This window comes from Rhodococcus sp. NPDC059969 (assembly GCF_042738325.1).
GTDB lineage: Bacteria > Actinomycetota > Actinomycetes > Mycobacteriales > Mycobacteriaceae > Rhodococcus_F.
The window spans coordinates 90,893-117,251 of sequence record NZ_JBHWUF010000011.1 but is presented as its reverse complement, the minus strand read 5'-3'; the positions used below and the strand labels follow the sequence as shown (position 1 = coordinate 117,251).

The following is a 26,359-nucleotide window of genomic DNA, read 5'->3' as shown; positions in this document are numbered from 1 at the left end:
CCGCTGTGGTCCAGTGCGCAGTTCTACTGCGCCCAGACTGCTGGACGCTTCTGCAAGAAAGACATCATGCCCTCACGAGCCTCGTCAGAGGAAAACAGCCGAGCCGACTGCGCGATCATCTCCTCGCCGTCCCGGTCGAATCCGGCCAGGACCGAACGCGTCGTGATCCACTTCGATTCGGCAAGTCCCTGCGGTGAACATTGGCGCAAGGTGCCGAGCAGTTCGGTGATCGACTCCTCCGTGTCCTGCGACGCGGAGGTGACGAGTCCGATGGATTCGGCCTCGTGCTGGCCGAACTTCTCGCCGGTGAGCAGATAGCGGCTCGCAGATCGCTGGTCGAGCCTCGGCAGGACCGTGAGCGAAATGATGGATGCAGCCAAACCCAATCGTGATTCCGTCACCGCGAAGGTGCTCGCCGGTCCGGCGACGACGATGTCGCACGCCCCGACAAGACCCATGCCTCCGGCCCGGACGTGACCGTCGATGCGCCCGATCACCGGCTTGGGAAGCTCGAGAATGCTGCGCAAGAGCGTCAGCATCCCCCGGCCGCGCTCCTTGACGGCTTCCTCCGGTGACGCGGACGATCCCGAAGCCTCACTGAGATCGGCTCCCGCACAGAATGTTCCACCGGTGTGGGTGAGCACTACCGCCCGAACCGCTGGATCGGCCGCAGCCGACGTCAACCCCGCCTGCAACTCCGTGACCAACCGCGTCGAAATCGCGTTGCGGTTGTGGGGTGAGTCGAGAGTGATCGTGGCAGCACCGCCCGATACTTCGTACCGCACGTATGGCTTGTCCTGATCCGTCATGAGTCTCCTCTTCAGTAGGACCGTCTAGTAAGACCGCGGCAGACCGAGGGAATGCTGCGAAACGAAGTTGAGGATCATCTCGCGACTGACCGGGGCAACGCGGGCGATACGTGCCGCGCCGAGCATGGCAGCCAGTCCGTATTCCTTCGTCAAACCAGCACCACCGTGCGTCTGGATCGCCTGATCGAGTGCCTTGATGCTGGCCTCGGCGGCCGCGTACTTCGCCATGTTCGCGGCCTCGGCAGCACCGAAATCGTCACCGCTGTCGTAGAGCACCGCGGCCTTCTGCATCATCAGCTTGGCGAGTTCGAGCTCGATCTTCACCTGCGCGAGAGGATGCGAAATACCCTGGTGCGCACCGATCGGCGTCTTCCACACCGTTCGCTCGTTCGCGAACTTCACCGCAGCGTTGAGGGCGTAACGGCCCATACCGATCGCCATCGACGCACCCAGAATGCGCTCCGGATTGAGGCCGGCGAACAACTGCATCAAAGCTGCATCAGCTTCGCCGACCAGAGCGTCGGCAGGCAGGCGCACGTCGTCGAGGAACAAGATGAACTGGTGGTCCGGTTCGATGATGTCCATCTCCATCTGCGTCTTCACGAATCCGGGGGAATCCGTGGGGACGATGAACAGAGCGGGCTTGAGCTTGCCGGTCTTGGAATCCTCGGTGCGCGCAACGATGAGGACCGCGTCAGCTTGATCGACGCCCGAGATGTAGATCTTGTTGCCGCTCAGGATCCAGTCTTCGCCGTCGCGACGAGCAGTCGTCGTGATCTGATGCGAGTTGGAACCTGCGTCGGCCTCGGTGATTCCGAACGCCATGATCTTGGAGCCGTCGGCGAGGCTGGGTAGCCACTGCTGCTTCTGCTCCGCAGTGCCGTACTTGCCGATGATGGTGCCGCAGATGGCCGGCGAGACGACAACCAGGAGCAGACCGGCACCCTGCGCTGCCAATTCCTCCTGCACCAGCGCGAGTTCGTAAATGCCGGCACCGCCGCCGCCGTATTCCTCCGGCAGGTTGACTCCCAGGAATCCGAGTTTGCCTGCCTCGTTCCACAATTCGGTGAGCGGCTCGCCCTTGCGCGCTTTGGGCAGCACGTAGTCGACGTAGTTGAAGCGCTCACCCAGTTTGGAAACGGATGCCCGCAGTTCCTTCTGCTCTTCGGTTTCGATGAAACTCATCATGCTTCCTCTTCTGTAGCGGGTTCTTCCACACGTGCGAGTACCGATCCGACCTCGACCTGCTGGCCGACTGCGACCGGAAGTTCCACCAGGACACCGGCAGTCGGCGCGGTGACGGTGTGTTCCATCTTCATGGCCTCGAGCCACAGAATCGGCTGGCCGGCGGTGACGGTGTCACCGAGAGCGGCGCCGAGGCGGATAACCGATCCCGGCATCGGAGCGAGCAACGAACCGGCAGCGACTTCAGCCGACGGATCCACGAAGCGCGGTGCTGCCGTCAACGCGACGGGTCCGAGCGAGGAGTCGACAAAAATCTCACTCCCGTAGGCAGCCACGTCGAACGAACGCCGAACTCCGCTCTGCTCGAGCACTACCCGGGTCGCAGTTGCCGAGACCAGGCTCACGTCGTCGAAGCCTTCTGCACTCAGCACACCACTTCGACTCAGGGAGTACCGGACGTCGTAGTCGCCCGACGCAGTGGTGTAACTCTTGCTCTGCGGCTGCGACGGGAGGTTGCGCCACCCGCTGGGCAAGCGGCCGATGACGCGGGCCGACGCCCGGTTGTGCGCGGCATCGGCAAGTGCCGCCGCCAGCGCCGAGATCCTTTCGGCGTCGGTGTCGGCCAGAGGCGTTGACAGCTTCTCGAGGTCGTGAGTCTCGAAGAAGGCCGTGTCGGTATCTCCGGCAATAAAGGCCGGGTGGGCCAAGACGTTGACGAGCAGGTCGCGGTTGGTGCGCAAGCCGTGAATCCTGGTGCGCGCCAGCGTCGATGCGAGCAGGCGCGCAGCTGCCGATCGCGTCGGCGCGTAGGAGATGACCTTGGCCAGCATCGGGTCGTAATGGACGCCGACGACACTGCCGTCGATGACACCCGAATCGAGGCGAACACCCTGCTCACGCAGAACACTGAATTCTGCCACGTCACCGGGCAACTCGATGTGGTGAACGGTACCGCTCTGCGGCTGCCAGTTCTTCGCGGGATCTTCGGCGTACAGGCGCACCTCGATGGAATGCCCACGGATCTGCGGCTGCTCGCCTGGGAGCACGTCACCCGAAGCGACCTGCAATTGCAGCTCCACCAGATCGAGTCCGGTGGTGCACTCGGTGACCGGGTGCTCCACCTGCAAACGGGTGTTCATCTCGAGGAAGAAGAAGTCGCCCTTTTCGTCGGCGAGGAACTCGACGGTTCCTGCACCTTCGTAGCCGATGGCATTGGCGGCGAGCCTCGAGGCGTCGAAAAGCTTGTCGCGCATCGCCGGGATGCGTTGCACGAGCGGCGACGGTGCCTCTTCGACGACCTTCTGGTGCCGACGCTGGATCGAGCACTCGCGCTCCCCCACCGCCCACACGCCGCCGTGTCGGTCGGCCATGACCTGAACCTCGATGTGCCGACCGGTCTCGAGGTAGCGCTCGCAGAAGACCGTCGGGTCACCGAAGGCGGACTGCGCCTCACGCCGCGCCGCTTCCAGTTCGCCGTCCAGCGCGGACAATTCACGAACGACACGCATTCCGCGTCCACCGCCGCCGGCCGACGCCTTGATGAGCACCGGCAGATGAGCTTCGGTCACCGCGGCGGGATCGAGTTCGGAAAGCACCGGAACTCCGGCGGCGTCCATGATCTTCTTGGACTCGACCTTCGATCCCATGAGCTCGATGGATTCGACGGGCGGGCCGATCCACGTCAGTCCCGCGTCGATGACGCTGCGCGCGAACTCCGCGTTCTCGGAGAGGAATCCATAGCCGGGATGAATCGCGTCAGCGCCCGAAGCCTTGGCGGCGGCGATGATGAGCTCACCCCGCAGGTACGTCTCGGCAGGTGTGTTACCCGGCAGCCGAACCGAGGCGTCGGCTTCGGCGACGTGGGGGCTGTCGGCATCTGCGTCGGAAAACACCGCGACCGTGCCGATTCCGTTCTTGCGGCAGGTCGCAAAGACACGGCGGGCGATTTCGCCACGATTGGCGACCAGTACTGAAGTGATTGTCACGGCGTGCCTCACATACGGAAGACGCCGAAGTTCTCGGTGCCTTCGATCGGGGCGGTGGCAATGGCCGACAGGCACATTCCCACCACGGTGCGGGTGTCTCGGGGATCGATGACGCCGTCGTCGTAGAGACGCCCGGACAAGAACATCGGAAGTGACTCGGCCTCGATCTGGTTCTCGATCATCGCGCGCATGCCCGCATCGGCTTGCTCGTCGAAGACCTGGCCACGTGCCTCGGCGGCAGCACGTCCCACGATGGAGATGACGCCGGCGAGCTGCGCACCACCCATGACGGCGGACTTGGAACTGGGCCAGGCGAAGAGGAATCGCGGATCGAACGCGCGCCCGCACATGCCGTAGTGACCAGCGCCGTACGACGCTCCGAGCAGGATGGAGATGTGCGGAACCTTGGAGTTGGCAACCGCATTGATCATCATCGATCCGTGCTTGATCATGCCGCCCTCCTCGTATTCCTTGCCCACCATGTATCCGGTGGTGTTGTGCAGGAACAGCAACGGCGTGTTGGAGCGGTTGGCCAGCTGGATGAACTGTGTTGCCTTCTGGGATTCCTCACTGAAGAGAACTCCACGGGCGTTCGCCAGAATGCCGATCTGGTAGCCGTTCAGCTCCGCCCAGCCGGTCACGAGAGACGACCCGTAGAGGGGCTTGAACTCGTCGAAGTCGGAACCGTCGACGATGCGAGCGATGACCTCACGCGGATCGAAAGGGATCTTCAGGTCGGCGGGAACGATGCCGAGCAACTCTTCCGGATCCTCGAGCGGTTCGATGATCTCGGCGCGAGGCGCCGGCCCCTTCTTGGTCCAGTTGAGTCGCTTGACGATCGAGCGCCCGATGCGGATCGCGTCCTGCTCGTCGGCGGCGAAGTAGTCGGCCAGTCCGGACTTGCGCGCGTGCATTTCGGCGCCGCCGAGTGCCTCGTCGTCGGATTCCTCACCAGTGGCCATCTTGACCAGCGGCGGGCCCGCGAGAAACACCTTGGAGCGTTCCTTGATCATCACGACGTGGTCGGACATGCCGGGGATGTACGCGCCGCCGGCCGTCGAGTTGCCGAAGACCAGTGCGATGGTGGGGATTCCGGCGGCGGAGAGCTGCGTGAGGTCGCGGAACATACGCCCACCCGGGATGAACACCTCCTTCTGCGTCGGCAAATCTGCGCCGCCGGACTCGACCAGGGAGATCACCGGCAGGCGGTTCTGCATGGCGATGTCGTTGGCGCGGAAACCCTTACGAAGCGTCCATGGGTTGCTGGTGCCGCCGCGCACGGTGGGATCGTTGGCGACGATCAGGCATTCGACGCCTTCGACGACGCCGATACCGACCACGGTGCTGGCGCCGACCGGGAAATCGCTTCCCCAGGCGGCGAGGGGGCACACCTCGAGGAACGGTGAATCCTGATCGAGGAGAAGTTCGATCCGTTCACGCGCCAAGAGCTTTCCCCGCTTGTGGTGCCGCTCGGTGTACTTCTCACCGCCGCCCGCCAGCGCCTTGGCGTGCTCGACCTCGATCTCGGCTAACTTGGTGTTCATGGTCGAGGTTGCGGTCTTGTACACCTCGGAATTGGTGTCCAGTGTGGACCGGATGACACTCATGACTGATACCCCAATCGCTTGGCTGCGAGGCCGGTGAGGATTTCGGTGGTACCGCCACCGATTCCCAGAATTCGCATGTCCCGGTACTGCCTCTCCACTTCACTTTCCTGCATGTAGCCGAGGCCACCGAACAGCTGAACCGCTTGGTTGGCAACCCATTCACCGGTTTCGACGGCCGTGTTCTTGGCGAAGCACACCTCGGCGATCAGATCTCCGTCACCGGCCATGTATCGCTCGATCACCGAGTGCGTGTACACCTTGGCCACATCGATCTTGCGGGCCATCTCGGTGACGGTGTTCTGCACAGCCTGGCGGCTGATCAGTGGGCGGCCGAACGTCTCACGGGCACGGCACCATTCGAGGGTCAATTCCAGGCATCGCTCTGCGCTGGCATACGCCTGCGCGGCGAGGGCGACACGCTCGGAGACGAATGCCTGCGCGATCTGCGCGAAGCCGCTGTTCTCTGCCCCGACCAGATTCTCCACGGGAACCCTTGCGTCGACAAAGGACAGTTCCGCGGTATCGGACGCGCGCCACCCCATCTTCTCGAGCTTGCGTGACACCGTGAATCCCGGTGTGCCCTTATCGATCACGAGCAGTGAGACACCACCGGCTCCGGAGCCGCCGGTGCGCACCGCGGTGACGACGAAGTCGGCGCGAACCCCGGAGGTGATGAACGTCTTGGCGCCGTTGACGACGTAATGGTCGCCGTCGCGCTTGGCTGTGGTTGTCAGGTGTCCGACGTCGCTGCCACCGCCCGGTTCGGTGATGGCGAGCGAGCCGATCTTCTCCCCGCGCAGCGTCGGCTTGACCCACTTCTCGATCTGCGCCTCGTCGCCGGCCGCAATCAGGTGCGGCACGGCGATACCGCAGGTGAAGAGCGATGCGAACAACCCGCCAGACGCACCGGCCTGATGCATCTCCTCACAGATCACGATGGAGTCGACGGCGTCACCGCCTTCACCGCCTGCAGATTCGGGAGCACTGGCCCCGAGCAGACCCAGAGCGCCTGCCTTGCGGTGCAATTCGCGCGGGATCTCACCGTCACGCTCCCACTGCGTCAGGTGCGGCAAAATCTCCTGGTTCACGAATCCGCGTACGGTCTCGCGAAGCGCAAGCCTTTCCGGTGTGGTCCACACGGTCACCGTGAATCCTCTTTCTCGTCAGTTGCGGGGAGTAGCGAAATCGGGATGTCGATGTGGCGCGAGCGCAACCATTCGCCAATTCCCTTGGCTTGCGGATCGAACCGCGCCTGCGAGGCCACACCCTGACCGAGGATTCCCTCGATCACGAAGTTGACGGCACGAAGGTGCGGAAGCTGGTAGCGAGTGACGGTCAACTCTGCCGCTTCGGGCAGTAGCTCCTTGAGCTTTTCGACGGTGAGTGTGTGCGCCAACCACTTCCACTGATCGTCCGTGCGAACCCAGACGCCTACATTGGCGTTTCCACCCTTGTCGCCGCTTCGAGCGCCGGCGATCGTGCCGAGCGGCACCGAGAGCGAAGACTGAGGCGGCAAGGGCTCCGGACGCTCGGGTTCGTCGACAGGTTCGAGGTCCTGCGTCAGCGTCGACGGAGCGATGTCCACACGAGTGCCGTCGGGAAGCACGGCGACGTGAGGCACCGATCCCGCGTCGACGTAGCCGGGGGTGAACACCCCGTACGGTTGGCCGTTGCTCGGCGGAGCCGTCAGCGAGAAGCCGGGGTAGCTGGCAAGTGCCATTTCCACCGCAACCGCGGAGAAAGGTCGACCGATAACTTTGGGATCGGAATCGCGAACCACGCAGCGCAGCAACGCACTCGCAGTTTCTTCGGTATCGGAATCCGGATGATCCGTGCGAGCGAGGGTCCAGACCAGTTCGGCCGGCTTCTTCGTCAGCCAGGATTCGAGTTGCCCCTTTGCCAGATCCGCTTTGGCCTCGATGTCGAGACCGGTGAGGATGAACGTGGCCTCGTTGCGGAACCCGGCCAGTGTGTTCAGCGAGACCTTGTACTGCGGCGGCGGAGCCTCGCCTGTGACGCCGCTGATCAGCACCCGATCCGGACCTTCCTGGGTAAGCACCGCGTTGTCGATGCGAGTGGTCACGTCCGGGCCCGCGTAGCGTCCGCCCGTGATCTCGTACAACAGCTGCGCCGTCACGGTGCCGACGCTCACCTCGCCATCCGTTCCGACATGCTTGGTGATGACGGACGAGCCGTCCGCGTTGATCTCGGCGATCGGGAAGCCAGGGCGACCCAGATTGGGAATCTCGGTGAAGAACGCGTAGTTGCCGCCGGTGGCCTGGGTGCCACACTCGATGACGTGACCCGCCGCGACAGCACCGGCCAGCTGATCGAAATCATCTCGCTTCCAACCGAAGTGATGGGCGGCCGGACCGACGATCACCGAAGCGTCGGTGACACGTCCGGTGACCACGACATCGGCGTCGGCCGACAATGCTTCGACGATGCCCCAGGCGCCGAGGTACGCGTTGGCCGTCAGCGGTGAGCCGAGTCCGAGTTCGTCGGCGCGGGAGACCAGATCGTCACCCTCGACGTGAGCGATCTTCGCCTTCAAACCCAGCTTGGCGTTGACCTCGCGCAGCGCGTCGGCCAGTCCGGCCGGGTTGAGGCCGCCGGCGTTCGCGACGATCTTCACGCCCTTGTCGAGCGCAAGGCCGAGGGTGTCCTCCACCTGCCGCAGGAACGTCTTCGCATAGCCGAGCGACGGGTCCTTCATCCGGTCGCGGCCGAGGATCAACATCGTCAGTTCGGCAAGGTAGTCGCCGGTCAGGTAGTCGAGTTCGCCGCCCTCGAGCATCTCGCGCATCGCCGAGACGCGGTCGCCGTAGAAACCGGAACAGTTGCCGATCCGCACCGAACTCATTTGTCCACCTTCGATTCTCGTCCCTCACCGCTGGATCCGATGGCCGCTCGTCCCTCGCCGCTGGGCCCCGCAAATGCCTGCGCGAACCCGAGCCACTCGTCCGCGTCGCCGCCGTCGGCGACCAGATCGAGATCGGCGCGGTTGGCGCGCTGAGTGACCAGCAAGCAGAAGTCCAACGCCGGCCCCGTCACCTTCTGCGTCGCATCTTCCGGCCCCCAGGTCCAGATCGAACCGTCGGGCGCCGTCAACTCAACCCGGAAATCCTCGGCGGGTGGCGTCTTCTCGTTGACCGAGTACGCGAAGTTCCGCGTGCGGACACCCAGGTGAGCGATGTTCTTGATGCGCGACGTCGGAACTCGTTCGGCACCAAGAGCGTCGGCGACGTCCTGTCCGTGTGCCCACGTCTCCATCAACCGCGCAGTTGCCATGGAGACACCGCCCATGGGCGGGCCGTACCAGGGGAACTTGGTGCCGGCCGGGGCAGCGGTGAGCGCCTCGACGAGAGCAGAGCGCCCCGCCCGCCAATCGGCGAGCAACTCTGCGGGCGGCCGGGCGGCCTGCTCGGCAGCACCGTCGTCGACGAACCCCGCCGGATTCACGAACGCCGCCTTCAACTGCTCCGCGAACCCGTCCGGGTCGGTGATCGCCAGGATTGCTGCACTGTCCGTCCAGTGCAGGTGCCCGATCTGATGGGCGATGGTCCACCCTTCCGCGGGCGTCAATGTCGCCCACTTCTCCTCGGGCAGATCTGCAACCAGGGCGTCGAGGCTCTCGCCTTCGGCCCGCAAGTCATCGATGAACGTCTGAAGTTCGGCCATGCGACCAGCATCACACTCGAGGTTATAAAAATCAAGCACGAATGATTGTTATTGCGAAATCCTGTGGTGAGAGACTGAGCGGAACCGATCACCGACCCTGCACCATCGATCAAACAGGAGCACCCATGAGCGACGCCGTACTCATCTCACGAACCGGCGACGTGGTCACCTGGACCCTCAATCGCCCGGACACCCGCAACGCGATCTCCGAGATCGACATGATCGAGGCCCTCGAAGACGCGGTCACCGCAGTAAACCGAGATCAGAGTGTGCGCGCGGTGATCCTCACCGGAGCCGGGTCGGCCTTCTCCTCCGGCGGCAACGTCAAACACATGCGAGACAAGGAAGGCATGTTCGGTGGCGCTCCCGGCGAGATCCGCCAGGGCTACCGGCACGGGATCCAGCGCATTCCCCTCGCTCTGTACACGTGTGAGGTGCCGACCATCGCAGCCGTCAACGGCCCCGCCATCGGAGCGGGCTGCGACCTCTCGCTCATGTGCGACCTCCGCATCGCGTCGACGGCGGCGGTCTTCGCCGAGAGCTTCGTCAAGGTGGGACTCATCCCCGGCGACGGCGGAGCCTGGCTGCTCCCCCGCGCGATCGGCAACGCCCGCGCCGCCGAGATGGCGTTCACCGGCGAACCGATCGACGCGACCAAGGCACTCGACTGGGGGCTGATCTCGCAGGTCACCGCGCCCGAAGAATTGCTCTCCGCCGCGCACGCCTTGGCAGCGCGAGTAGCAGCCAATCCCCCGCAGGTGCTCCGCATGACCAAGAAACTGCTCCGTGAGGGCCAGCACCAAAGCCTCGAGAGCCTGCTCGAACTCTCCGCCGCCATGCAGTCGATCGCGCATCACACTCGCGATCACCACGAAGCCGTCGCCGCGATGCTCGAACGTCGTAGTCCTGAGTTCACCGGAGAATGAAGGCCGGCAGTCAGCTACTGCCGGTCGGTGCAGTCCTCACCTCGATACTTTCGCTCCAATTCGGAGCGGCATTCGCGACGACGCTGTTCTCACAGATCGGGCCGGCCGGAGCGACGACGCTGCGACTGACGATCGCCGCGATCATCCTCGGCGTCATCGTCCGCCCGAGATGGAGCAGGTGGTCGAACCGGCAGCGCAAAGGCATCTTCGCGTTGGGTATCGCGCTGGCCGTCATGAACGGTGCCTTTTACCTCGCCCTCGACACGGTGCCCATCGGCACCGCTGTCACCATCGAGTTCCTCGGACCGTTGACGCTGGCCGCAGTGCTGTCCCGTCGATGGGCCGACGGAGCGTGGGTGCTGCTCGCCTTCGGCGGAGTGCTGCTGCTCGGGTTGGGAGATCACGGCGAATCCGGATTGGACCCGGTCGGGGTGATGTTCGCGTTGATCGCCGCTGCTGCGTGGGCCGGCTACATCGTGGCCGGTTCCCACCTCGCTGCGACCCTCCCGAGCGCCGACGGTTTGGCCGGCGCAAGCATCGTCGCGGCAGTATTGACCCTGCCGTTCGGCCTCGTCTCCGGCGGAAGCGAACTGCTGGATCCGAAGATGCTCGCCGCCGGCGCGGCCGTCGCGATCCTCTCGTCCGTCATCCCCTACAGCCTGGAGATGTGGGCGCTACGCTCCCTCGCCAAGAAGGTCTTTGCCGTCCTCATCGCCCTCGAACCCGCTGCGGCTGCACTGGCCGGAGTTCTCGTGATCGGGCAATCGCTCGACGCCTTCACACTCGTCGCCATCGGACTGGTGGTGACCGCGGGCGTCGGGACTGTTGTCATGAATCGAAAGTCCACGCCGAAATAGTCCAGGTACCGTCAGAGCACGTCATTCCAACGCACAGGAGAACCATGACCAACCCGATCATCGCCACCGTTCTCGGACGCACCCCGCAGATCGACGAAAGCGCGTTCATCGCACCCAACGCCACCGTTGTCGGCGCGGTGACCATCGCTGCGGGCGCCAGCATCTGGTACGGCGCAGTCCTGCGCGGCGACGCCGAATCGATCTCCATCGGCGCTGACACCAATATTCAGGACAACTGCACGGTTCACGCCGACCCGACGTTCCCCGCGGTACTGGGCGAACGAATCTCGGTCGGCCACAACGCGGTGCTGCACGGGTGCACCGTCGAAGACGACGTGCTCGTCGGCATGGGCGCCGTGGTGCTCAACGGCGCGCACATCGGTTCGGGATCGCTGATCGCGGCCGGTGCCGTCGTGTCTCAGGGAATGCAGATCCCGCCCGGATCGCTGGTGGCCGGTGTGCCCGCCAAGGTCAAACGTGAACTCTCCGAAGGCGAAAAGGCCGGTATCACCGCGAACGGCGCCGGCTACCTGATGCTCGCGAAGGCCCACCAGGACATCGAGCAGGCCTGATCGAGACGACGCTCGCGGCCGGTAGCAGCAAGAGCAACGACTAGCCTCGGGGCCGCAACGTACTGTTCGGCAACTCGGGTGCCGGGAGCGCCGGACCGTCGTATCCCGGCACGACGCCGAAACGCTGGTCCGGGACGCTGCCGTCGAATCCGGAGCCAAGCTCGGCCTGCCACTTGCGTCGATACTCGACGATCTCTTCGTGGGTGCGGCCCATGAAGTTCCACCACATGATGACATGCTCTCCCAACGGTTTACCGCCGAGAAGTAGCAGTCGAGCCGGTTCGGATCCCGGATTACGCAATGTCAGTTTGCCGAAACCCGTTGCTTGATAACCCAACTCGGCCCAGCCGACGGTGGTTCCGCGTAGCACTACCGATCCTTGATCGACGATTACGCCGTGCTCATGTGAACGATCGACGTCGAGGGCGATCTCGGCGCCAGGATCCAAAATCACCTCGGCGCCCAACAATTCGGTGAACGTCGACACCGGAGATGTGTCACCGGCGAGCGAACCGAGGAACACACTGAGCGTGGCGCCGCCGGTGGTCACCGGCTCGGGCCGGTAGTGAACGAATGCGGGTGCGGTATCGCGTGCCGCATCCGGAAGCGCCACCCACAACTGCATCCCGTGCAGAACCTTGGTGTTCGGCGTTGACACCTCGGAGTGCGCGATCCCACTCCCGGCCGTCATCAAATTCAGTTCACCCGGTCGCACCATCGCATGGGAACCGATGCTGTCACGGTGCTCGATCTCTCCGGTGAACAGCCAACTGACCGTTTGCAATCCAGTGTGCGGATGCGGCGGCACATGCATGCCCGGACCAGAGCCGACGTCATCCGGACCGTAGTGATCGGCAAAACACCACGCTCCGATCAACGAACGCTCGCGTTGTGGGAGGGTGCGTCGTACTCGCATTGCCCGCGGACCGCCGAGCGGCACGTCGCGCGGGGTGAGAATCTGAATCTCGCTCTCGACCGGATGGCCTTCGCATTCCTGCTCGACGGGTTGCGCTTCGAGGTTGCTCATATCGTCCATCCTGCCTCTAGTCATGCCTGCGCGAGACGCAGACGCGTGCACAATTCGGCCAACAGTCGAAGTTCGTCCGCGTCCAACGCCGGTCCGACATGGCGGCGAATACTTGCCGCATGACGGCGACCCACTGATTTCTGCAGCGCTGCACCCGCTTCGGTGAGTTGCACGATCGTGCCGCGGCGGTCGAGTGGATCCACGCTTCGGGACACCAAGCCTTCGCCCTCCAGCCGCTCCACCAGGCGACTGAGCGACGGTTGACTCAACAGAATCTCCCGATTCAGGTCATGCAGGCGCAGACAGTTCCGCGGCGCGAGACTGAGCGTGAACAGCACGTCGTACTCGCGCATTGACACCTGATTCCAGACGTCGTCGGCAGAGAGCCGCCGCATCACCGACACCTGGGCGCGAAACAAGGCTTCCCAGGCGTCGGTGGCGAGCTCGGTGGTGCTGACCGGAGCCTCTGGCAGTTGTGCGTCAGGCAGTGACACTGCTTGCCTCACGAGCCGCCTTCATCGACGCGTGAGTAGGCGGGTTGTCCGGCACATGGGCGGGGCGTCGGGCCGCGAACTCACGGCGCAGAACCGGAACAACTTCCTCACCGAGCAGATCGAGCTGCTCGAGCACTGTCTTGAGCGGCAGTCCTGCGTGATCCATCAAGAACAGCTGGCGCTGATAGTCACCGAAGAAATCGGCAAAAGCCAAGGTCTTCTCGATGACCTGCTCGGGGGAACCGACCGTCAGCGGGGTCTGCTCGGTGAACTCCTCGAGGGAAGGTCCATGGCCGTACACCGGGGCATTATCGAAATACGGACGGAACTCCTTGACCGCGTCCTGACTGTTCTTGCGCATGAAGACCTGACCACCGAGGCCGACGATCGCCTGATCCGCGGACCCGTGGCCGTAGTGCTCGTAACGCTGGCGATAGAGATTGATCAGCTCGATGTAGTGCTCTTTCGGCCAGAAGATGTTGTTCGCGAAGAATCCGTCACCGTGATACGCCGCGATCTCCGCGATCTCGGGGCTGCGGATCGACCCGTGCCACACGAACGGGGCGATGCCGTCCAGCGGGCGCGGAGTGGACGTGAATCCCTGCAGCGGTGTGCGGTACTCCCCTTGCCAGTTCACGACCTCCTCGTCCCACAGCCTGCGAAGAAGTTGATAGTTCTCGAGCGCCAACGGGATTCCGGCGCGAATGTCCTTGCCGAACCACGGGTACACCGGCGCGGTGTTTCCGCGTCCCATCATCAGGTCGACGCGTCCCTCGGCGAGGTGCTGGAGCATCGCGTAGTCCTCAGCGATCTTCACCGGGTCGTTGGTGGTGATCAGCGTCGTGGACGTGGACAACGTGATCTTCTCGGTCTGAGCAGCGATGTATCCGAGCATCGTCGTCGGAGACGACGGAACAAACGGCTTGTTGTGATGCTCGCCGGTCGCGAAGACGTCGAGACCGACTTCCTCGGCGTGCTTGGCGATGGTCGTCATGGCCTTGATGCGATCGTGCTCGGTGGGCGTGACCCCGGTCGTGGGATCAGTGGTGACGTCGCCGACCGTGAAGATTCCGAACTGCATGGTTGCTCCTCCGCGAACTAGATCCATGCGTTTGCATGTAACTGATCAAACATTCAACCATCCCGCTGTATTCCACGGCAAAAGGTGAGGGCGGCACACATGATGCGTGCCGCCCTCACCTGGTCAAACTTTGTACCGGAAACCGGTCAGTGCATAACGATCGGCGCTGCCGTCTCGCCCTCGGCTACCGGCCTGGTGGTCTTGCTCCGCGGCAGGAAGAACGCCGGGATGAGGGTCAGGACGATCAACACGGTGGCAACGAGGAAGGTGTTGCCGAATGCGTCGGCGGCCGAACTCAAAATCGAATCGATCATCGACGGATCAGGTCCGATCGGCGGCGGAATCTCGTGCGAAGCCGCCACCACAGTCTGGGTCTCCAGCCCGCGATTCAAGAGCTGGTTGGTGAGGACCACAGACATCACAGCGGTACCGATGGATCCGGCGGTCTGCTGAACGATATTCATCAGGGTGGAGCCGCGAGCGATCTGTTCGTTGGAGAGCGTCACGATGGCTGCGGTCATCAGCGGCATCATGGTGCAACCCATACCGAGGCCCATGACGAACAGTGCGCCCATCAGCAGCCACGTCGGGGAATCCGAAGCGACCTGTGTGAAGACACCCAAACCGATGAGAATCAACGGTAAACCGGTTAGGACGATCTTGCCCGGGCCGATCTTGTCGACCAGTCGACCCGCAATCGGCATCGTGACCATGGCACCGAGGCCCTGCGGAGCCATCAACAATCCGGCGGCGAGCGTGGTGTGACCGCCGACCTGAATGAAGTAACTCGGGAAGAGCAGTCCGGCGCCCATGAAGGCGACGATAAACAGTGACGTCGTGATGACGGCGGTGGTCAACTGGCGGTTCTTGAACAGGTGCAGGTCGATCAGCGGGTGGTCCTTGTTGAGCGCATGGAACACGAAGGCGACGATCAGCGCCAGACCGATACCGGCCGACACCAGAACCCTGGCCGAGGCAACGGTTCCCACCTCAGGGATGGACGACACACCGAACAGGAACAGCGCGAGGCCGGGCGAGAGCAGGATCATGCCGAGGAAGTCGAAGGACTCCGAAGGCTTTGCCTTGTCGGACGGCAGAATGATGAATGCTGCTGCCAACGCGATGATGCCGATGGGCAGGTTGATGAGGAAGATCCAGTGCCAGCTTGCAACCTCGATCAGCCAACCTCCGAGAATCGGGCCACCGATGGGGCCGAGCAGCATCGGGATACCGAGCACGGCCATGACACGACCGACACGGTCCGGGCCGGCGGCCCGGGTCATGATTGTCATGCCGAGCGGCATCAACATGCCGCCGCCTAGACCCTGCAAAACGCGGAAACCAATGAGCGAGGTGATGTCCCACGCCATCGCACAGGCCACCGAACCAACCACGAAAAGAACCAGTGCGGTCATGTACAGACGCTTTGTGCCAAATCGGTCTGCTGCCCACCCCGTCACCGGAATGACAGTCGCAAGTGCAAGCGTGTAGGCGGTCATCGTCCACGCAACGGTCGCGAGGGAAGTCTCAAAGTCGTCGGCAAAGGTGGTGAGCGCGACGCTCACCACGGTTACGTCGAGAATCGACATGATGGCGCCGAGCACCACCACGGACGCAATCTTGAGGACCGCCCCGTCGAGTTTGTCAGGCGCCGTAGCCGGCGCGTTCGGCGATGTCATCGCGAAGTCTCCTGGGTAAGTGCTCGCAGATAGTCACCCGCGAGAATGGGCTTGAGAGCCTCGAACAAACGAATTCGCTCTGGCTCAGGAACACGCGACGCGAAATCACGAAGCTGGCCGCGCTTGCACTCGATGTGGTTGGTCGTCACCTTACGACCGGCCTCCGACAAGGAAACCCGCTTGACGCGCCGGTCCCGCTCGTCTTCACGGCGATCGACCAGGCCCATGTTCACGAGCTGGTCGATGTTTCGTCCCGTAGCTGCCACCGAGAGCCGAAGCTCCTCGGCAACCTCGTTGATCGGGATCGCCGCATCACGTTGTGCAAGTACGAACAGCACACGCACCTGAGAGAACGAGAGATCCAGCTCGATCAACGCATCGATCGACTCCGAATCACCGGCGCTCATCAGGCGAGTGAACAACTCGTCGAGTGCTCCAAACAGGTCATCAGAATCGGAAGCGATCACCTGGCAAATGGTAGTGCGGTTGCAACTATTGCCCAAATGAAAACATGTTGCAACTTATTATTTGGTGAGCACCATCACGTTGGAATTATCATTCCTGCAGCAAGATGGCCTTTCCGAGAACTTTGCCGCTTTCGAGATCAGCCAGGGCAACCGCAGCGTCCGCGAGCGGATACCGTGCCTTGACCAGGGGTCGCAGGCCGTTTCGGACGTGCTCGACCAACGATGCGTGCACCTCGGCTACCGCTTCGGGATTGGTGCGTGTGAATTCGCCCCACGCCGCCCCGACAATGCTGATGTTCCGGAACAGCACGCGGTTCACCTTCACCTCGGGGATACCGCCGCCGGCAAATCCGATCACCACAAGCCGTCCTTCGGGTGCCAGAACACGCACCGCGTCGTCGAACGCATCGCCGCCCACCGGATCCACCACGATCTGAGCGCCGACACCGTCGGTCAGTTCCCGAATCCGCTCTCCCCATCCCGGGGCAAGGGCGACAACCTCGTCGGCACCGAGCTCGCGAAGAAAGTCCTCGACGCCCTCGCGTCGTACTACCGCGATCACCCGGGCGCCGTGCGCCTTCGCCAATTGAATGCTTGCCGTTCCCACGCCACCCGCAGCGCCGAGCACAACCACCGTCTCCCCCGCGACGATCTTTGCGCGACGAGCGAGCGCGAACTCCATCGTCTGATAGTTGATGATCAGCGAAGCCGCCTCGTCGAATGCGAGTCCGTCCGGAATTCGAAGTACCTGCGCCGGGTTGACGGCAATCCGCTCCGCATAACCGCCCAGATATGCGGCCGCCAGAACACGATCACCCGGAGCGAAACCCGAACCCTCGGGCGCGGAGACCACGACGCCCGATATCTCCGCTCCGGGAATGAACGGCGGTTCCGGCCGGATCTGATACTTGCCGTAGGTGATCAGTAGGTCCGGAAAGCAGACGCCACTGGCCTTCACGTCGATGAGGACCAGACCTTCGGCTGCGGGCTCGGGAACCTCCTGCGCGACAATTCCTTCGGGACCGGTCAGTTCCGTAACCACCATTGCGCGCACAGAAAGCTCCTCTTCGGGACATCTGAAATTCGGGACATCTGAAATCTGGACCGGTAACCCGGTTTTTCTCGACCTTAACCCGGTACTCACGTCAGATCATCGTTCGCTCCCGATGTGCAGTCGTTCGAGTCCGTCGAGAATCAGATCCAGACCGAAAGCGAATTCGGCAGCGTAGCTGTATCCCGGCGCCAGCACGTGCTCGGTGGTCAACTCGGCCAGGTGCGGATACTGACCGCTCTCGAACGATCCCATGATCGCGTTCGCCAGTTCCGTCGTCTCCTGCGCAGTTTCGAACGGCAAGCTCACCTCTTGCAGCACGAAGCCGTAGATGTACGCATCCATGATCGAAAAGGCATGCGCAGCAAGGGCAACCGGAAAGTCGGCGGAGCGTAGCGTCCCGATCACTGCGTCGTGGTGACGCAACGTCGCGGGACCAGGGGTCGTTCGAGACTCCATCAACGGAGTTGCCCAAGGGTGCCTCCCCAATACTGCACGAGTGGAAACCGCTCGCGCGTGAAGTTCCGTTCGCCATGGGCGTCCTGGCGTCGGCAGGTCGATCTCCGCAAAAACCGCGTCGACCATTCCGTCGAGCAGGTCACCCTTGTCCGACACGTGGTTGTACAGAGACATCGCCTCGACGCCCAGTTGCGTCCCCAGTTTGCGCATCGTCATCGCGTCGATCCCCACGGAATCGGCCAGTGCGACGGCACCGCCTACGACGTCGCCTCGGGTCAATCTCGCGCGCTTCTCCACATTGACAGAACTTACACCGTAAGTGTCATACTTACGGTGTAAGTACTCGACGAACGGAGACTCGCATGGCACAGGAACTGATGACCGCCGTCGTGCAGGATCGCTACGGCGAAGCCGACGTTCTCTACCTCGATCGCATTCCGCGCCCCACCGTCGCCGACAACGAAGTGCTGATACGCGTCGAGGCTGCGTCGGTCGACAGAGGGGCCTGGCACCTCATGGCCGGGTTGCCATATCCGTTGCGCCTCGCGGGATTTGGACTGCGCGCACCCAAGAACCGGGTACGCGGGCTGGACGTCTGCGGTCGCGTCGAAGCCATCGGCAGTTCGGTTACCCGCGTGACAGTCGGCCAGGAGGTGTACGGGATCGCAGTCGGTTCTTTTGCGGAATATGCGTGCGCGCTCGAATCGAAGATTGCCGCAAAACCTGCCCGGCTGTCGTTCGCGCAAGCGGCAGCGGTACCGGTCTCCGCCTTGACGGCACTGCAAGCGGTGCGCGATCACGGCCACGTGGAAGCGGAGCAATCCGTCCTCGTCCTCGGTGCATCCGGTGGCGTCGGAATCTATGCGGTCCAAGTGGCCAAAGCCCTCGGGGCGCACGTCACCGGCGTATGCAGCGCATCGAAAATCAATACCGTCCGCGCTCTCGGAGCCGACGAGGTTCTCGACTACCGCGTCGACGACGCCACCGACGGATCGCATCGGTACGACGTCATCATCGACACCGGCGGCAACCGCCGACTGCGAGACCTACGACGAGCACTCACACGCACCGGAACTCTCGTCATCGTCGGCGGCGAGAACGGTGGACGGTGGCTCGGCGGAATCGATCGCCAAATCCGCGCACTGTGCTTGTCTCCGTTCGTATCTCAGAAGCTCGGGTCTTTGATGGCTTCGGAGAACGCCGACGATCTGGAGGTCCTGACGCAGATGATCGACGCAGGCCTCGTCACCCCGGTGATCGACTCCGTTCATGCCCTCACCGACACCGCCGTCGCTGTGGCACGGATGGTCGACGGTTCCGGCTGCGGAAAGCAGATAATCGCCACTCGCTGAAAAGCCTGACAGAATCGGCTCACTCCAGCGAACAGGAATCTCACGTGAACCCAGATCTCACGCTCGCGCAGCAGCCAGACAGAGGACCGATCTTCGTCAAGTCCCGCCCGGTACGCACCGGCGACATCGACGTCGCCAAACAGGTCAGGCTCGACGCCGTCGCCCGCTACCTGCAGGACATCGGCAACGACAACATCGAGGCCGCCGGGGCCATCGACACACACCCGCTCTGGATAGTGCGTCGCACCGTCGTCGACGTCGTCCGGCCGGCAATCTGGCCGGAAGAGTTGACCATGACTCGCTGGTGCTCAGGCTTCTCCACGAGATGGGCGAACATGCGCGTGCGCTTCGACGGCAGCAACGGCGCGCTGATGGAAACCGAAGGCTTCTGGATCAACATCAGCGCCGAGTCGGGCATGCCCACCCGGATGAGTGACGACTTCATGCGGCCGTTGGAAGAATCCACCGACGAGCATCGCCTGAAGTGGAAACGTGTCCTCGCCGAGAACGCACCGGAGGTGGACGACGCCGGTGTTCTCGACACGCCGTTCGCTCTGCGCGCCACCGACATCGACCCGTTCGACCACGTCAACAACGCCGTCTACTGGCAAGCGGTCGAAGAGGTCCTCAGCGCTCGCACAGAACTGCGTACCGTTCCGCATCGAGCGCTGATCGAGTACCTCTCCCCCATCGTCTCCAGCGACGACGTCGTCCTGCGCAGTCGCGTCGACGACAAGACCGTCACGGTCTGGTTCCTGGTGGGCGAAGCGCTCCGCGCAGTTGCGCAGGTGAGCGCCCTCTAACGCAGTTTCTGGGTCGCGACTGCCGCGACACCGAAAACCAACGCGAGAAGAATCGCGGCCCAGAAACCGAAGAGCCACCACACCACGCCGAACACCACCACTGCCGGGGCAACGGTGATGAACGCGATGGTGGGGCTTTCGCGTACCACCTCGAGTGCGGTTCGGGCATTAGTTCGATCAAGCTTCTTACCGGCCATCGAAAACCTCCTTCAAGGTCCTGACCATCCAGAGTAACCGGACTGACGGGCATAAAGCGGATACCGTGAACGCATGGCCGACCACCGCACCCTCGTCCTCATGCGACACGGCAAGTCCAGCTACCCAGAGGGCATCCGAGATCACGAGCGTCCACTCGCCGAACGGGGCCTGCGCGAGGCCCGCATCGGCGGCGAATGGATCCGCGAGAACGTCCCGCCCATCGACGCCGTTCTGTGCTCCACCTCCCGTCGGACCGTCGAAACTCTTGCCTCGACGGGTATCGAGGCGCCCGCCGGATTCGAGAAGTCCATCTACGGCGGCTCACCCGCCGACGTGATCGCAGCTGCGCGCACCACGTCGGACCACGTCAAAACACTCCTGATCGTCGGACACGAACCCGGGATCCCGTGGACTGCACTCGATCTGGCGTCGAACGAAAACTCCGAAGCGGCCCAACGTATCCGGGACAAGTTCCCGACTTCGGCGATCGCGGTCCTCTCGGTACCGGTGCCGTGGACCGAACTCGACGACTCCGTCGCGACGCTGCTCGAGTTTCACGTACCCCGCTAGATCGACCACACCGCTAGATCACCTCACGCAGCAGTCGGTCCGAAAGTGCAAGCGCGTCACGGTCGTACGTCGACGTGGACGCGAGCAATTCGTCGGCACCGGTCCGCTCGGCCAGATCGTGAAGTTGCTGCTTCACCTCGACCGGCGTCCCGTGCAGCGCCGACGCCGTGAACGACTCGATACGCCTGGCGTTTCGATCACTGCGCGGGGCGCGCCTGATCTCGTCCGGCGACGCGAGCGGCGGAAACTCCCCTGTCCGTGACGATTCTGCGAGCGCGTACGCCTCCGGGATCAGCAACTCACGGGCCGCCTCGGTGGTATCGGCAACCGCCACCTCGAGGGAAACCACCACATAGGGTTCGGGGTGCGTGTCGGTGGGCTGGAAAGCTCGGCGGTACTCATCCAACGCATCCACCCGATCGGTGCTACCGATTCCCAGTATCGGCCCACCCACGACCACCGGAAGCCCCAGCTGCGCTGCCACTTTCAGACCTGTGCGCGTCGCCAGCACGAAGATCGGCACCCCGGTCTGCGACGCCGGCCGTGCCGTCACTGCGGCGGAGCCGTCCAGGTAGCGCCTCACCTCGTCCAGGTCCGACACAAACGTGTCCGGAGCATCCTTGCTGCGTCGTAGTGCCTGACGAACAGGCTCCGTGAATCCCAGCGATCGGCCGAGACCGAGATCGATTCGCCCGGGATACAGCGCCTCCAACATCAGGAACTGCTCGGCGACGATCAGCGGTTGGTGGTTCGGCAGCATGACCCCACCGCTCCCGAGCCTGATATCTCGCGTATGTGCGCCGATCGCGGCGAGCAGTACTGCCGGCGACCCGCTCCCGATCCCCGGCACCGCGTGATGCTCGGCGACCCAGAACCGGTGGTAGCCGAGAGCGTCGGCGTCGGTGGCGCGTTCGAGCGAATGCGTCAGAGCTGCGGAGTCGGGGTATCCGCTCCTGGTTCGGGATCGGTCGAGCAGTGAGAGAAGCACTCTCGGAGCAACAAGGAATTCGGAAAGTTTCATCCGGACGCCGAACGAGGACCGTTTCTGACCGCAATACCCGCAACACTGGACCTGTCGCCGGAATACACCATCACATGAAGGGCACGTCATGGACATCAAGCTCGAACTGGTCGCCATTCCCGTCACCGACATCGACCGCGCCAAGGACTTCTACGTCCGCCTCGGCTTCAATGCCGACCACGATCACACGGTCAGCGAGGACCTGCGGTTCGTCCAGTTGACCCCACCCGGCTCTGCCTGCTCGATCTGCATCGGCAAGGGAATCACCGACGCCGACCCCGGTTCCGTCGTCGGCATGCAGGTGGTGGTCAAGGACATCGAAGAGGCTGAGCGCGAGTTCAAGAGCCGCGGCATCGACATCAGCCCGATCGACGACCAGGCTTGGGGCAGATTCATCTACTTCGCCGACCCCGACGGCAACAAGTGGGCCGTCCAGGAGATCGTCATCCCAGATCTCAGCGGTAGTAACTCCTGAAAACCGCACCTCCGAAACGAAGAAATCCCCCGCCTGATTCAGGCGGGGGATTTCTCACGACCTAGCGCTTAGCGGTAGTCGTCACATGCGACTACCCGACTAGCGGTAGTCGTTGCTGAAGCCGTAGTCGTCCAGCGGAACTGCAGCACCGGTGTTCTGGCCGAAGCCGTCCGGGCTGTAGTACTGGTCGTCGTACGACGGCACTGCGTAAGCAGCGGCGCGCGCCTCTTCGGTGGGCTGAACCTGGATGTTGCGGTAACGGTTGATACCGGTACCGGCAGGGATCAGCTTGCCGATGATGACATTTTCCTTCAGACCGATCAGCTTGTCCGAACGGCAGTTGATAGCCGCGTCGGTCAAGACACGAGTGGTCTCCTGGAACGATGCCGCGGACAGCCACGAATCCGTCGCGAGCGACGCCTTCGTGATACCCATGAGCACCGGACGGCCGGCTGCGGGCTCGCCACCCTCAGCGACAACGCGGCGGTTTGCCGACTCGAACTCGGCGCGCTCGGTGAGCGAACCGGGCAGGAACTCGGTGGCACCGGAATCGATGATCGTCACGCGACGAAGCATCTGGCGCACGATCACCTCGATGTGCTTGTCGTGGATCGACACACCCTGGCTCCGGTACACCTCCTGGACCTCGTTGACCAAGTGGATCTGAACCTGACGCGGACCCATGACTCGCAGGACCTCGTGGGGATCGGCAGCACCTTCCATGAGCTGCTGTCCGACCTCGACGTGGTCACCGTCAGCCAAGAGGCTTTCGCGACCGTCGGCGTGCTTGAAGACGCGCAGACGCTGACGCTTGCTGAGCTTGTCGTAGACAACCTCTTCGCCGCCGTCGTCCGGAACGATGGTGATCTTGTAGAAACGATCGCCGTCTTCGAGCTGTACCCGACCGGTGACGTCCGCGATGGGAGCCTTGCCCTTGGGCACACGTGCCTCGAACAGCTCCTGGACACGCGGCAGACCGCCGGTGATGTCATCTCCTGCGACACCACCCTGGTGGAAGGTACGCATGGTCAGCTGGGTACCGGGCTCACCGATCGACTGAGCGGCGACAATACCGACAGCCTCACCGATGTCGACCAGCTTGCCGGTGGCCATCGAGCGGCCGTAGCAAGTGGCACAAACGCCGGTGCCGGTGGTGCAGGTCAGGACCGAGCGGACCTTGACCGTCGTGATGCCGGCCTCGAGCAGAGCATCGATCGCGGGGTCACCGAGATCGTGGCCACGCTCGACGATGACGGTGCCGTTCGCGTCGACTGCATCGGCCGCCAAGGTACGGGCGTACGTGCTGGTCTCCACGTGAGCATCGCGGATCATCGTGCCGTCGGCCTGCTTCTCGGCGATCGTGGTGACGATGCCGCGCTCTGTTCCACAGTCGACCTCGCGGACGATGACGTCCTGCGAAACGTCCACCAGACGACGGGTCAGGTAACCCGAGTCGGCGGTGCGGAGTGCGGTATCGGCCAGACCCTTACGAGCACCGTGCGTGTTGATGAAGTACTCGAGAACGGTCAGGCCTTCCTTGAAGGAAGACTTGATCGGACGCGGGATGAACTCACCCTTCGGGTTTGTCACCAGACCCTTCATACCGGCGAGCGAGCGAACCTGAGTCATGTTGCCGGCTGCGCCGGACTTCACGATCATCGGGATCGGGTTGCTGTCGGGGAAGTGAGCCTCCATGGCCTTGCCGACCTTGTCGGTCGCTTCCTGCCAAATGGTGACCAGAGCGCTGTTGCGCTCCTTCTTGTCCAAAGCACCACGCTGGTACTGCTTCTCGATCTTGTCGGCCTGAGCCTCGAAGTCCTCGATGATGGCGGGCTTCTCCGGCGGCACGAGCACGTCGGAAATCGAGACCGTGACACCCGAACGGGTGGCCCAGTAGAACCCGACGTCCTTGAGCTTGTCGACGGTCTGTGCAACCACGATCATCGGGTACCGCTCGGCGAGATCGTTGATGATCGTCGCCTGGCGCTTCTTCGGCATCTGCTCGTTGACGAACGGGTAGTCCGCCGGAAGCAGCTCGTTGAAGAGCACACGGCCGAGTGTCGTGGTGGCGGTCCAGCCGTCACCGTAGTTCCAGCCCTCGGGGAACAGTTCGTTCTCGAGGTCGCGCGGCGGACGCTGCTGCGTCAGACGCACCTTGATCTGAGCCTGCACCGAGAGAGCACCGCGGTCGACCGCCATCTGAGCCTCGGCGGGCGAGGAGTACACGCCCTGCTCTGCCTCGTCGTTGGTCGGAGCAATGAGCTCACCGGTGACACCCTCGTCGAGACGGGTGAGGTGGAACAGACCCGTGACCATGTCCAGACGCGGCATGGCGAGCGGGCGACCCGAAGCAGGCGAGAGGATGTTGTTCGAGGACAGCATCAGGATGCGTGCCTCGGCCTGAGCCTCTGCCGACAGCGGGAGGTGAACAGCCATCTGGTCACCGTCGAAGTCGGCGTTGAAGGCCTCACACACCAGCGGGTGGAGCTGAATGGCCTTACCCTCGACGAGCTGCGGCTCGAATGCCTGGATACCCAGACGGTGCAGCGTAGGTGCACGGTTGAGCAGCACCGGGTGCTCGGCGATGACCTCTTCGAGGACGTCCCACACCTGGACGCGCTTGCGCTCGACCATGCGCTTTGCCGACTTGATGTTCTGCGCGTGGTTCAGATCGACCAGACGCTTCATCACGAACGGCTTGAACAGCTCGAGAGCCATCAGCTTGGGCAGACCACACTGGTGCAGCTTGAGCTGAGGACCGACGACGATCACGGAACGACCCGAGTAGTCGACGCGCTTACCGAGCAGGTTCTGACGGAAACGTCCCTGCTTGCCCTTGAGCAGATCGCTCAGGGACTTCAGCGGGCGGTTACCCGGTCCGGTGACCGGACGTCCACGACGACCGTTGTCGAACAGGGCGTCGACCGACTCCTGCAGCATCCGCTTCTCGTTGTTGACGATGATCTCGGGAGCACCGAGGTCGATCAGTCGCTTGAGGCGGTTGTTGCGGTTGATGACGCGGCGGTACAGGTCGTTGAGGTCGGACGTCGCGAAACGTCCACCGTCGAGCTGAACCATCGGGCGAAGCTCCGGCGGGATCACCGGAACAGCGTTGAGGACCATGCCCATCGGCGAGTTGCCGTTGGTCTGGAAAGCCGCAACCACCTTGAGGCGCTTGAGAGCACGCAGCTTCTTCTGGCCCTTGCCGCTGCGGATGGTCTCGCGAAGAGACTCTGCCTCGGCGTCGAGGTCGAAGTTCTGCATCAGGATCTGGATGGACTCTGCGCCCATCGCACCCGTGAAGTACTCGCCGTAACGGTCGACCAGCTCGCGGTACAGCAGCTCGTCGATGATGAGCTGCTTGACGCTCAGCTTGGTGAAGGTGGTCCAGATCTCGTCGAGACGATCCAGCTCACGCTGCGCGCGGTCACGGAGCTGACGCATTTCGCGCTCGCCGCCGTCCTTGACCTTGCGGCGGACATCGGACTTCGCGCCCTCTGCCTCGAGCTCCGCGATGTCGGCTTCGAGCTTCTGCGCACGTGCCTCCAGATCGGCGTCGCGCTGATCTGCGACGGTCTTCTTCTCGACCTGCATCTCGGCTTCGAGGGTGGACAGCTCGTTGTGACGGAGCTCCTCGTCGACGCCGACGATGACGTAGGCAGCGAAGTAGATGATCTTTTCGAGATCCTTCGGAGCCAGGTCGAGCAGGTAACCGAGACGGCTCGGAACACCCTTGAAGTACCAGATGTGCGTGACCGGTGCGGCCAGTTCGATGTGACCCATGCGCTCACGACGAACCTTGGCGCGAGTGACCTCGACGCCACAGCGCTCACAGATGATGCCCTTGAAGCGGACACGCTTGTACTTACCGCAGTAGCACTCCCAGTCCCGGGTGGGGCCGAAGATCTTCTCGCAGAAGAGGCCGTCCTTCTCGGGCTTGAGCGTGCGGTAGTTGATGGTCTCCGGCTTCTTGACCTCGCCGTAGGACCAATTGCGGATGTCCTCTGCACTGGCCAAGCCAATGCGGAGTTCATCGAAGAAGTTGACGTCGAGCACGTAA

General features: G+C 63.2%; 24 protein-coding genes. 7 read left to right on the top strand and 17 right to left on the bottom strand.

The annotated features are described in order from the left end of the window. Nucleotides 1-23: 23 nt before the first annotated feature. Genes ACFWAD_RS25030 through ACFWAD_RS25000 form a run of 7 tightly spaced genes read right to left on the bottom strand, consistent with a single transcriptional unit; the run spans nucleotide 24 to nucleotide 9,267 of the window. Nucleotides 24-809 (bottom strand): enoyl-CoA hydratase family protein, encoded by a 786-nt coding sequence (locus ACFWAD_RS25030; protein ID WP_378548710.1) that lies wholly within the window; start codon nucleotides 807-809, stop codon nucleotides 24-26. Between the two features lie 24 nt (nucleotides 810-833). Then, the gene (locus ACFWAD_RS25025; protein ID WP_033236424.1) at nucleotides 834-1,994 is read right to left on the bottom strand and encodes an acyl-CoA dehydrogenase family protein; all 1,161 of its coding nucleotides are present in this window, start codon (nucleotides 1,992-1,994) and stop codon (nucleotides 834-836) included. Beyond that, complete coding sequence (locus ACFWAD_RS25020) at nucleotides 1,994-3,979, bottom strand: acetyl/propionyl/methylcrotonyl-CoA carboxylase subunit alpha (RefSeq protein ID WP_378548707.1); 1,986 nt, start codon at nucleotides 3,977-3,979, stop codon at nucleotides 1,994-1,996. Before ACFWAD_RS25020 ends, ACFWAD_RS25025 begins: the two co-directional genes overlap by 1 nt. A gap of 8 nt (nucleotides 3,980-3,987) precedes the next feature. Next, nucleotides 3,988-5,586 (bottom strand): acyl-CoA carboxylase subunit beta, encoded by a 1,599-nt coding sequence (locus tag ACFWAD_RS25015; RefSeq protein ID WP_378548704.1) that lies wholly within the window; start codon nucleotides 5,584-5,586, stop codon nucleotides 3,988-3,990. After that, nucleotides 5,583-6,731: an acyl-CoA dehydrogenase family protein gene (locus ACFWAD_RS25010; protein WP_378548701.1), complete on the bottom strand. Its 1,149-nt coding sequence runs from the start codon at nucleotides 6,729-6,731 to the stop codon at nucleotides 5,583-5,585. The genes ACFWAD_RS25015 and ACFWAD_RS25010 overlap by 4 nt, the downstream gene beginning before the upstream one ends. Next, a complete protein-coding gene (locus tag ACFWAD_RS25005; RefSeq protein WP_378548698.1) occupies nucleotides 6,728-8,449 on the bottom strand; it encodes an acyclic terpene utilization AtuA family protein in 1,722 nt (573 codons plus the stop codon). Before ACFWAD_RS25005 ends, ACFWAD_RS25010 begins: the two co-directional genes overlap by 4 nt. Next, a complete protein-coding gene (locus ACFWAD_RS25000) occupies nucleotides 8,446-9,267 on the bottom strand; it encodes a TIGR03084 family metal-binding protein (RefSeq protein WP_378548695.1) in 822 nt (273 codons plus the stop codon). Before ACFWAD_RS25000 ends, ACFWAD_RS25005 begins: the two co-directional genes overlap by 4 nt. Before the next feature lie 125 nt (nucleotides 9,268-9,392). Here ACFWAD_RS25000 and ACFWAD_RS24995 point away from each other — a divergent pair, with 125 nt between their 5' ends. The 3 genes from ACFWAD_RS24995 to ACFWAD_RS24985 are packed head-to-tail and all read left to right on the top strand — an operon-like array spanning nucleotide 9,393 to nucleotide 11,622. Next, nucleotides 9,393-10,193 carry a crotonase/enoyl-CoA hydratase family protein gene (locus tag ACFWAD_RS24995; RefSeq protein ID WP_378548692.1) on the top strand — a complete coding sequence of 267 codons (801 nt, stop codon included), beginning with the start codon at nucleotides 9,393-9,395 and terminating at the stop codon, nucleotides 10,191-10,193. After that, entirely contained in the window at nucleotides 10,190-11,050 is an 861-nt protein-coding gene (locus ACFWAD_RS24990) for a DMT family transporter (protein ID WP_378548689.1), read from the top strand. Before ACFWAD_RS24995 ends, ACFWAD_RS24990 begins: the two co-directional genes overlap by 4 nt. A 44-nt stretch (nucleotides 11,051-11,094) precedes the next feature. Then, nucleotides 11,095-11,622: a gamma carbonic anhydrase family protein gene (locus ACFWAD_RS24985; protein WP_378548686.1), complete on the top strand. Its 528-nt coding sequence runs from the start codon at nucleotides 11,095-11,097 to the stop codon at nucleotides 11,620-11,622. 40 nt (nucleotides 11,623-11,662) lie between these two features. Here the strand turns inward: ACFWAD_RS24985 and ACFWAD_RS24980 are convergent, their stop codons facing one another. From ACFWAD_RS24980 to ACFWAD_RS24950, 7 genes are all read right to left on the bottom strand, one after another. Beyond that, on the bottom strand, nucleotides 11,663-12,649 hold the full coding sequence (locus ACFWAD_RS24980) for a pirin family protein (RefSeq protein ID WP_378548683.1): 987 nt from the start codon (nucleotides 12,647-12,649) through the stop codon (nucleotides 11,663-11,665). Nucleotides 12,650-12,669: 20 nt separating this feature from the next. Then, the gene (locus ACFWAD_RS24975) at nucleotides 12,670-13,143 is read right to left on the bottom strand and encodes a MarR family winged helix-turn-helix transcriptional regulator (RefSeq protein ID WP_378548845.1); all 474 of its coding nucleotides are present in this window, start codon (nucleotides 13,141-13,143) and stop codon (nucleotides 12,670-12,672) included. Continuing rightward, a complete protein-coding gene (locus ACFWAD_RS24970) occupies nucleotides 13,130-14,224 on the bottom strand; it encodes an LLM class flavin-dependent oxidoreductase (RefSeq protein ID WP_378447196.1) in 1,095 nt (364 codons plus the stop codon). The genes ACFWAD_RS24975 and ACFWAD_RS24970 overlap by 14 nt, the downstream gene beginning before the upstream one ends. 146 nt (nucleotides 14,225-14,370) lie before the next feature. Continuing rightward, the gene (locus ACFWAD_RS24965; protein WP_378548680.1) at nucleotides 14,371-15,903 is read right to left on the bottom strand and encodes a DHA2 family efflux MFS transporter permease subunit; all 1,533 of its coding nucleotides are present in this window, start codon (nucleotides 15,901-15,903) and stop codon (nucleotides 14,371-14,373) included. Next, on the bottom strand, nucleotides 15,900-16,370 hold the full coding sequence (locus ACFWAD_RS24960; protein ID WP_378537661.1) for a MarR family winged helix-turn-helix transcriptional regulator: 471 nt from the start codon (nucleotides 16,368-16,370) through the stop codon (nucleotides 15,900-15,902). Before ACFWAD_RS24960 ends, ACFWAD_RS24965 begins: the two co-directional genes overlap by 4 nt. Before the next feature lie 88 nt (nucleotides 16,371-16,458). Then, complete coding sequence (locus tag ACFWAD_RS24955; RefSeq protein WP_378548677.1) at nucleotides 16,459-17,424, bottom strand: NADPH:quinone oxidoreductase family protein; 966 nt, start codon at nucleotides 17,422-17,424, stop codon at nucleotides 16,459-16,461. A gap of 96 nt (nucleotides 17,425-17,520) precedes the next feature. Continuing rightward, entirely contained in the window at nucleotides 17,521-18,177 is a 657-nt protein-coding gene (locus ACFWAD_RS24950; RefSeq protein WP_378548674.1) for a TetR/AcrR family transcriptional regulator C-terminal domain-containing protein, read from the bottom strand. 65 nt (nucleotides 18,178-18,242) lie between these two features. Here ACFWAD_RS24950 and ACFWAD_RS24945 point away from each other — a divergent pair, with 65 nt between their 5' ends. Next, nucleotides 18,243-19,232: an NAD(P)-dependent alcohol dehydrogenase gene (locus ACFWAD_RS24945; RefSeq protein ID WP_378548671.1), complete on the top strand. Its 990-nt coding sequence runs from the start codon at nucleotides 18,243-18,245 to the stop codon at nucleotides 19,230-19,232. Between the two features lie 44 nt (nucleotides 19,233-19,276). Next, nucleotides 19,277-20,035: an acyl-[acyl-carrier-protein] thioesterase gene (locus ACFWAD_RS24940; protein ID WP_378537653.1), complete on the top strand. Its 759-nt coding sequence runs from the start codon at nucleotides 19,277-19,279 to the stop codon at nucleotides 20,033-20,035. Here ACFWAD_RS24940 and ACFWAD_RS24935 read toward each other — a convergent pair. Next, the gene (locus tag ACFWAD_RS24935) at nucleotides 20,032-20,232 is read right to left on the bottom strand and encodes a hypothetical protein (protein ID WP_003941897.1); all 201 of its coding nucleotides are present in this window, start codon (nucleotides 20,230-20,232) and stop codon (nucleotides 20,032-20,034) included. The genes ACFWAD_RS24940 and ACFWAD_RS24935 overlap by 4 nt on opposite strands. Nucleotides 20,233-20,305: 73 nt before the next feature. Here ACFWAD_RS24935 and ACFWAD_RS24930 point away from each other — a divergent pair, with 73 nt between their 5' ends. After that, nucleotides 20,306-20,803, top strand: coding sequence for a SixA phosphatase family protein (locus ACFWAD_RS24930; protein ID WP_378548668.1), 498 nt, complete (start codon nucleotides 20,306-20,308; stop codon nucleotides 20,801-20,803). 13 nt (nucleotides 20,804-20,816) lie between these two features. On the opposite strand, the gene ACFWAD_RS24925 is transcribed toward ACFWAD_RS24930, so the two are convergent. After that, the gene (locus ACFWAD_RS24925; protein ID WP_378548665.1) at nucleotides 20,817-21,824 is read right to left on the bottom strand and encodes an LLM class flavin-dependent oxidoreductase; all 1,008 of its coding nucleotides are present in this window, start codon (nucleotides 21,822-21,824) and stop codon (nucleotides 20,817-20,819) included. An 88-nt stretch (nucleotides 21,825-21,912) separates the two neighbouring features. Between ACFWAD_RS24925 and ACFWAD_RS24920 the strand changes: the two genes are divergently transcribed. Beyond that, complete coding sequence (locus tag ACFWAD_RS24920) at nucleotides 21,913-22,299, top strand: glyoxalase superfamily protein (RefSeq protein WP_378548663.1); 387 nt, start codon at nucleotides 21,913-21,915, stop codon at nucleotides 22,297-22,299. 99 nt (nucleotides 22,300-22,398) lie between these two features. On the opposite strand, the gene ACFWAD_RS24915 is transcribed toward ACFWAD_RS24920, so the two are convergent. Beyond that, nucleotides 22,399-26,355 carry a DNA-directed RNA polymerase subunit beta' gene (locus ACFWAD_RS24915; protein ID WP_378447188.1) on the bottom strand — a complete coding sequence of 1,319 codons (3,957 nt, stop codon included), beginning with the start codon at nucleotides 26,353-26,355 and terminating at the stop codon, nucleotides 22,399-22,401. Between the last annotated feature and the right edge of the window lie 4 nt (nucleotides 26,356-26,359).

What these genes read in the sequence shown, in the direction of transcription:
- ACFWAD_RS24965 (WP_378548680.1), bottom strand. Translation starts at nt 15,903, where the DNA reads ATGACATCGCCGAACGCGCCGGCTACGGCGCCTGACAAACTCGACGGG.
- ACFWAD_RS24995 (WP_378548692.1), top strand. Translation starts at nt 9,393, where the DNA reads ATGAGCGACGCCGTACTCATCTCACGAACCGGCGACGTGGTCACCTGG.
- ACFWAD_RS25030 (WP_378548710.1), bottom strand. Translation starts at nt 809, where the DNA reads ATGACGGATCAGGACAAGCCATACGTGCGGTACGAAGTATCGGGCGGT.
- ACFWAD_RS24990 (WP_378548689.1), top strand. Translation starts at nt 10,190, where the DNA reads ATGAAGGCCGGCAGTCAGCTACTGCCGGTCGGTGCAGTCCTCACCTCG.
- ACFWAD_RS25015 (WP_378548704.1), bottom strand. Translation starts at nt 5,586, where the DNA reads ATGAGTGTCATCCGGTCCACACTGGACACCAATTCCGAGGTGTACAAG.
- ACFWAD_RS24980 (WP_378548683.1), bottom strand. Translation starts at nt 12,649, where the DNA reads ATGAGCAACCTCGAAGCGCAACCCGTCGAGCAGGAATGCGAAGGCCAT.
- ACFWAD_RS24930 (WP_378548668.1), top strand. Translation starts at nt 20,306, where the DNA reads ATGGCCGACCACCGCACCCTCGTCCTCATGCGACACGGCAAGTCCAGC.
- ACFWAD_RS25005 (WP_378548698.1), bottom strand. Translation starts at nt 8,449, where the DNA reads ATGAGTTCGGTGCGGATCGGCAACTGTTCCGGTTTCTACGGCGACCGC.
- ACFWAD_RS24925 (WP_378548665.1), bottom strand. Translation starts at nt 21,824, where the DNA reads ATGAAACTTTCCGAATTCCTTGTTGCTCCGAGAGTGCTTCTCTCACTG.
- ACFWAD_RS24920 (WP_378548663.1), top strand. Translation starts at nt 21,913, where the DNA reads ATGGACATCAAGCTCGAACTGGTCGCCATTCCCGTCACCGACATCGAC.
- ACFWAD_RS24970 (WP_378447196.1), bottom strand. Translation starts at nt 14,224, where the DNA reads ATGCAGTTCGGAATCTTCACGGTCGGCGACGTCACCACTGATCCCACG.
- ACFWAD_RS24935 (WP_003941897.1), bottom strand. Translation starts at nt 20,232, where the DNA reads ATGGCCGGTAAGAAGCTTGATCGAACTAATGCCCGAACCGCACTCGAG.
- ACFWAD_RS25000 (WP_378548695.1), bottom strand. Translation starts at nt 9,267, where the DNA reads ATGGCCGAACTTCAGACGTTCATCGATGACTTGCGGGCCGAAGGCGAG.
- ACFWAD_RS24985 (WP_378548686.1), top strand. Translation starts at nt 11,095, where the DNA reads ATGACCAACCCGATCATCGCCACCGTTCTCGGACGCACCCCGCAGATC.
- ACFWAD_RS24945 (WP_378548671.1), top strand. Translation starts at nt 18,243, where the DNA reads ATGGCACAGGAACTGATGACCGCCGTCGTGCAGGATCGCTACGGCGAA.
- ACFWAD_RS25025 (WP_033236424.1), bottom strand. Translation starts at nt 1,994, where the DNA reads ATGAGTTTCATCGAAACCGAAGAGCAGAAGGAACTGCGGGCATCCGTT.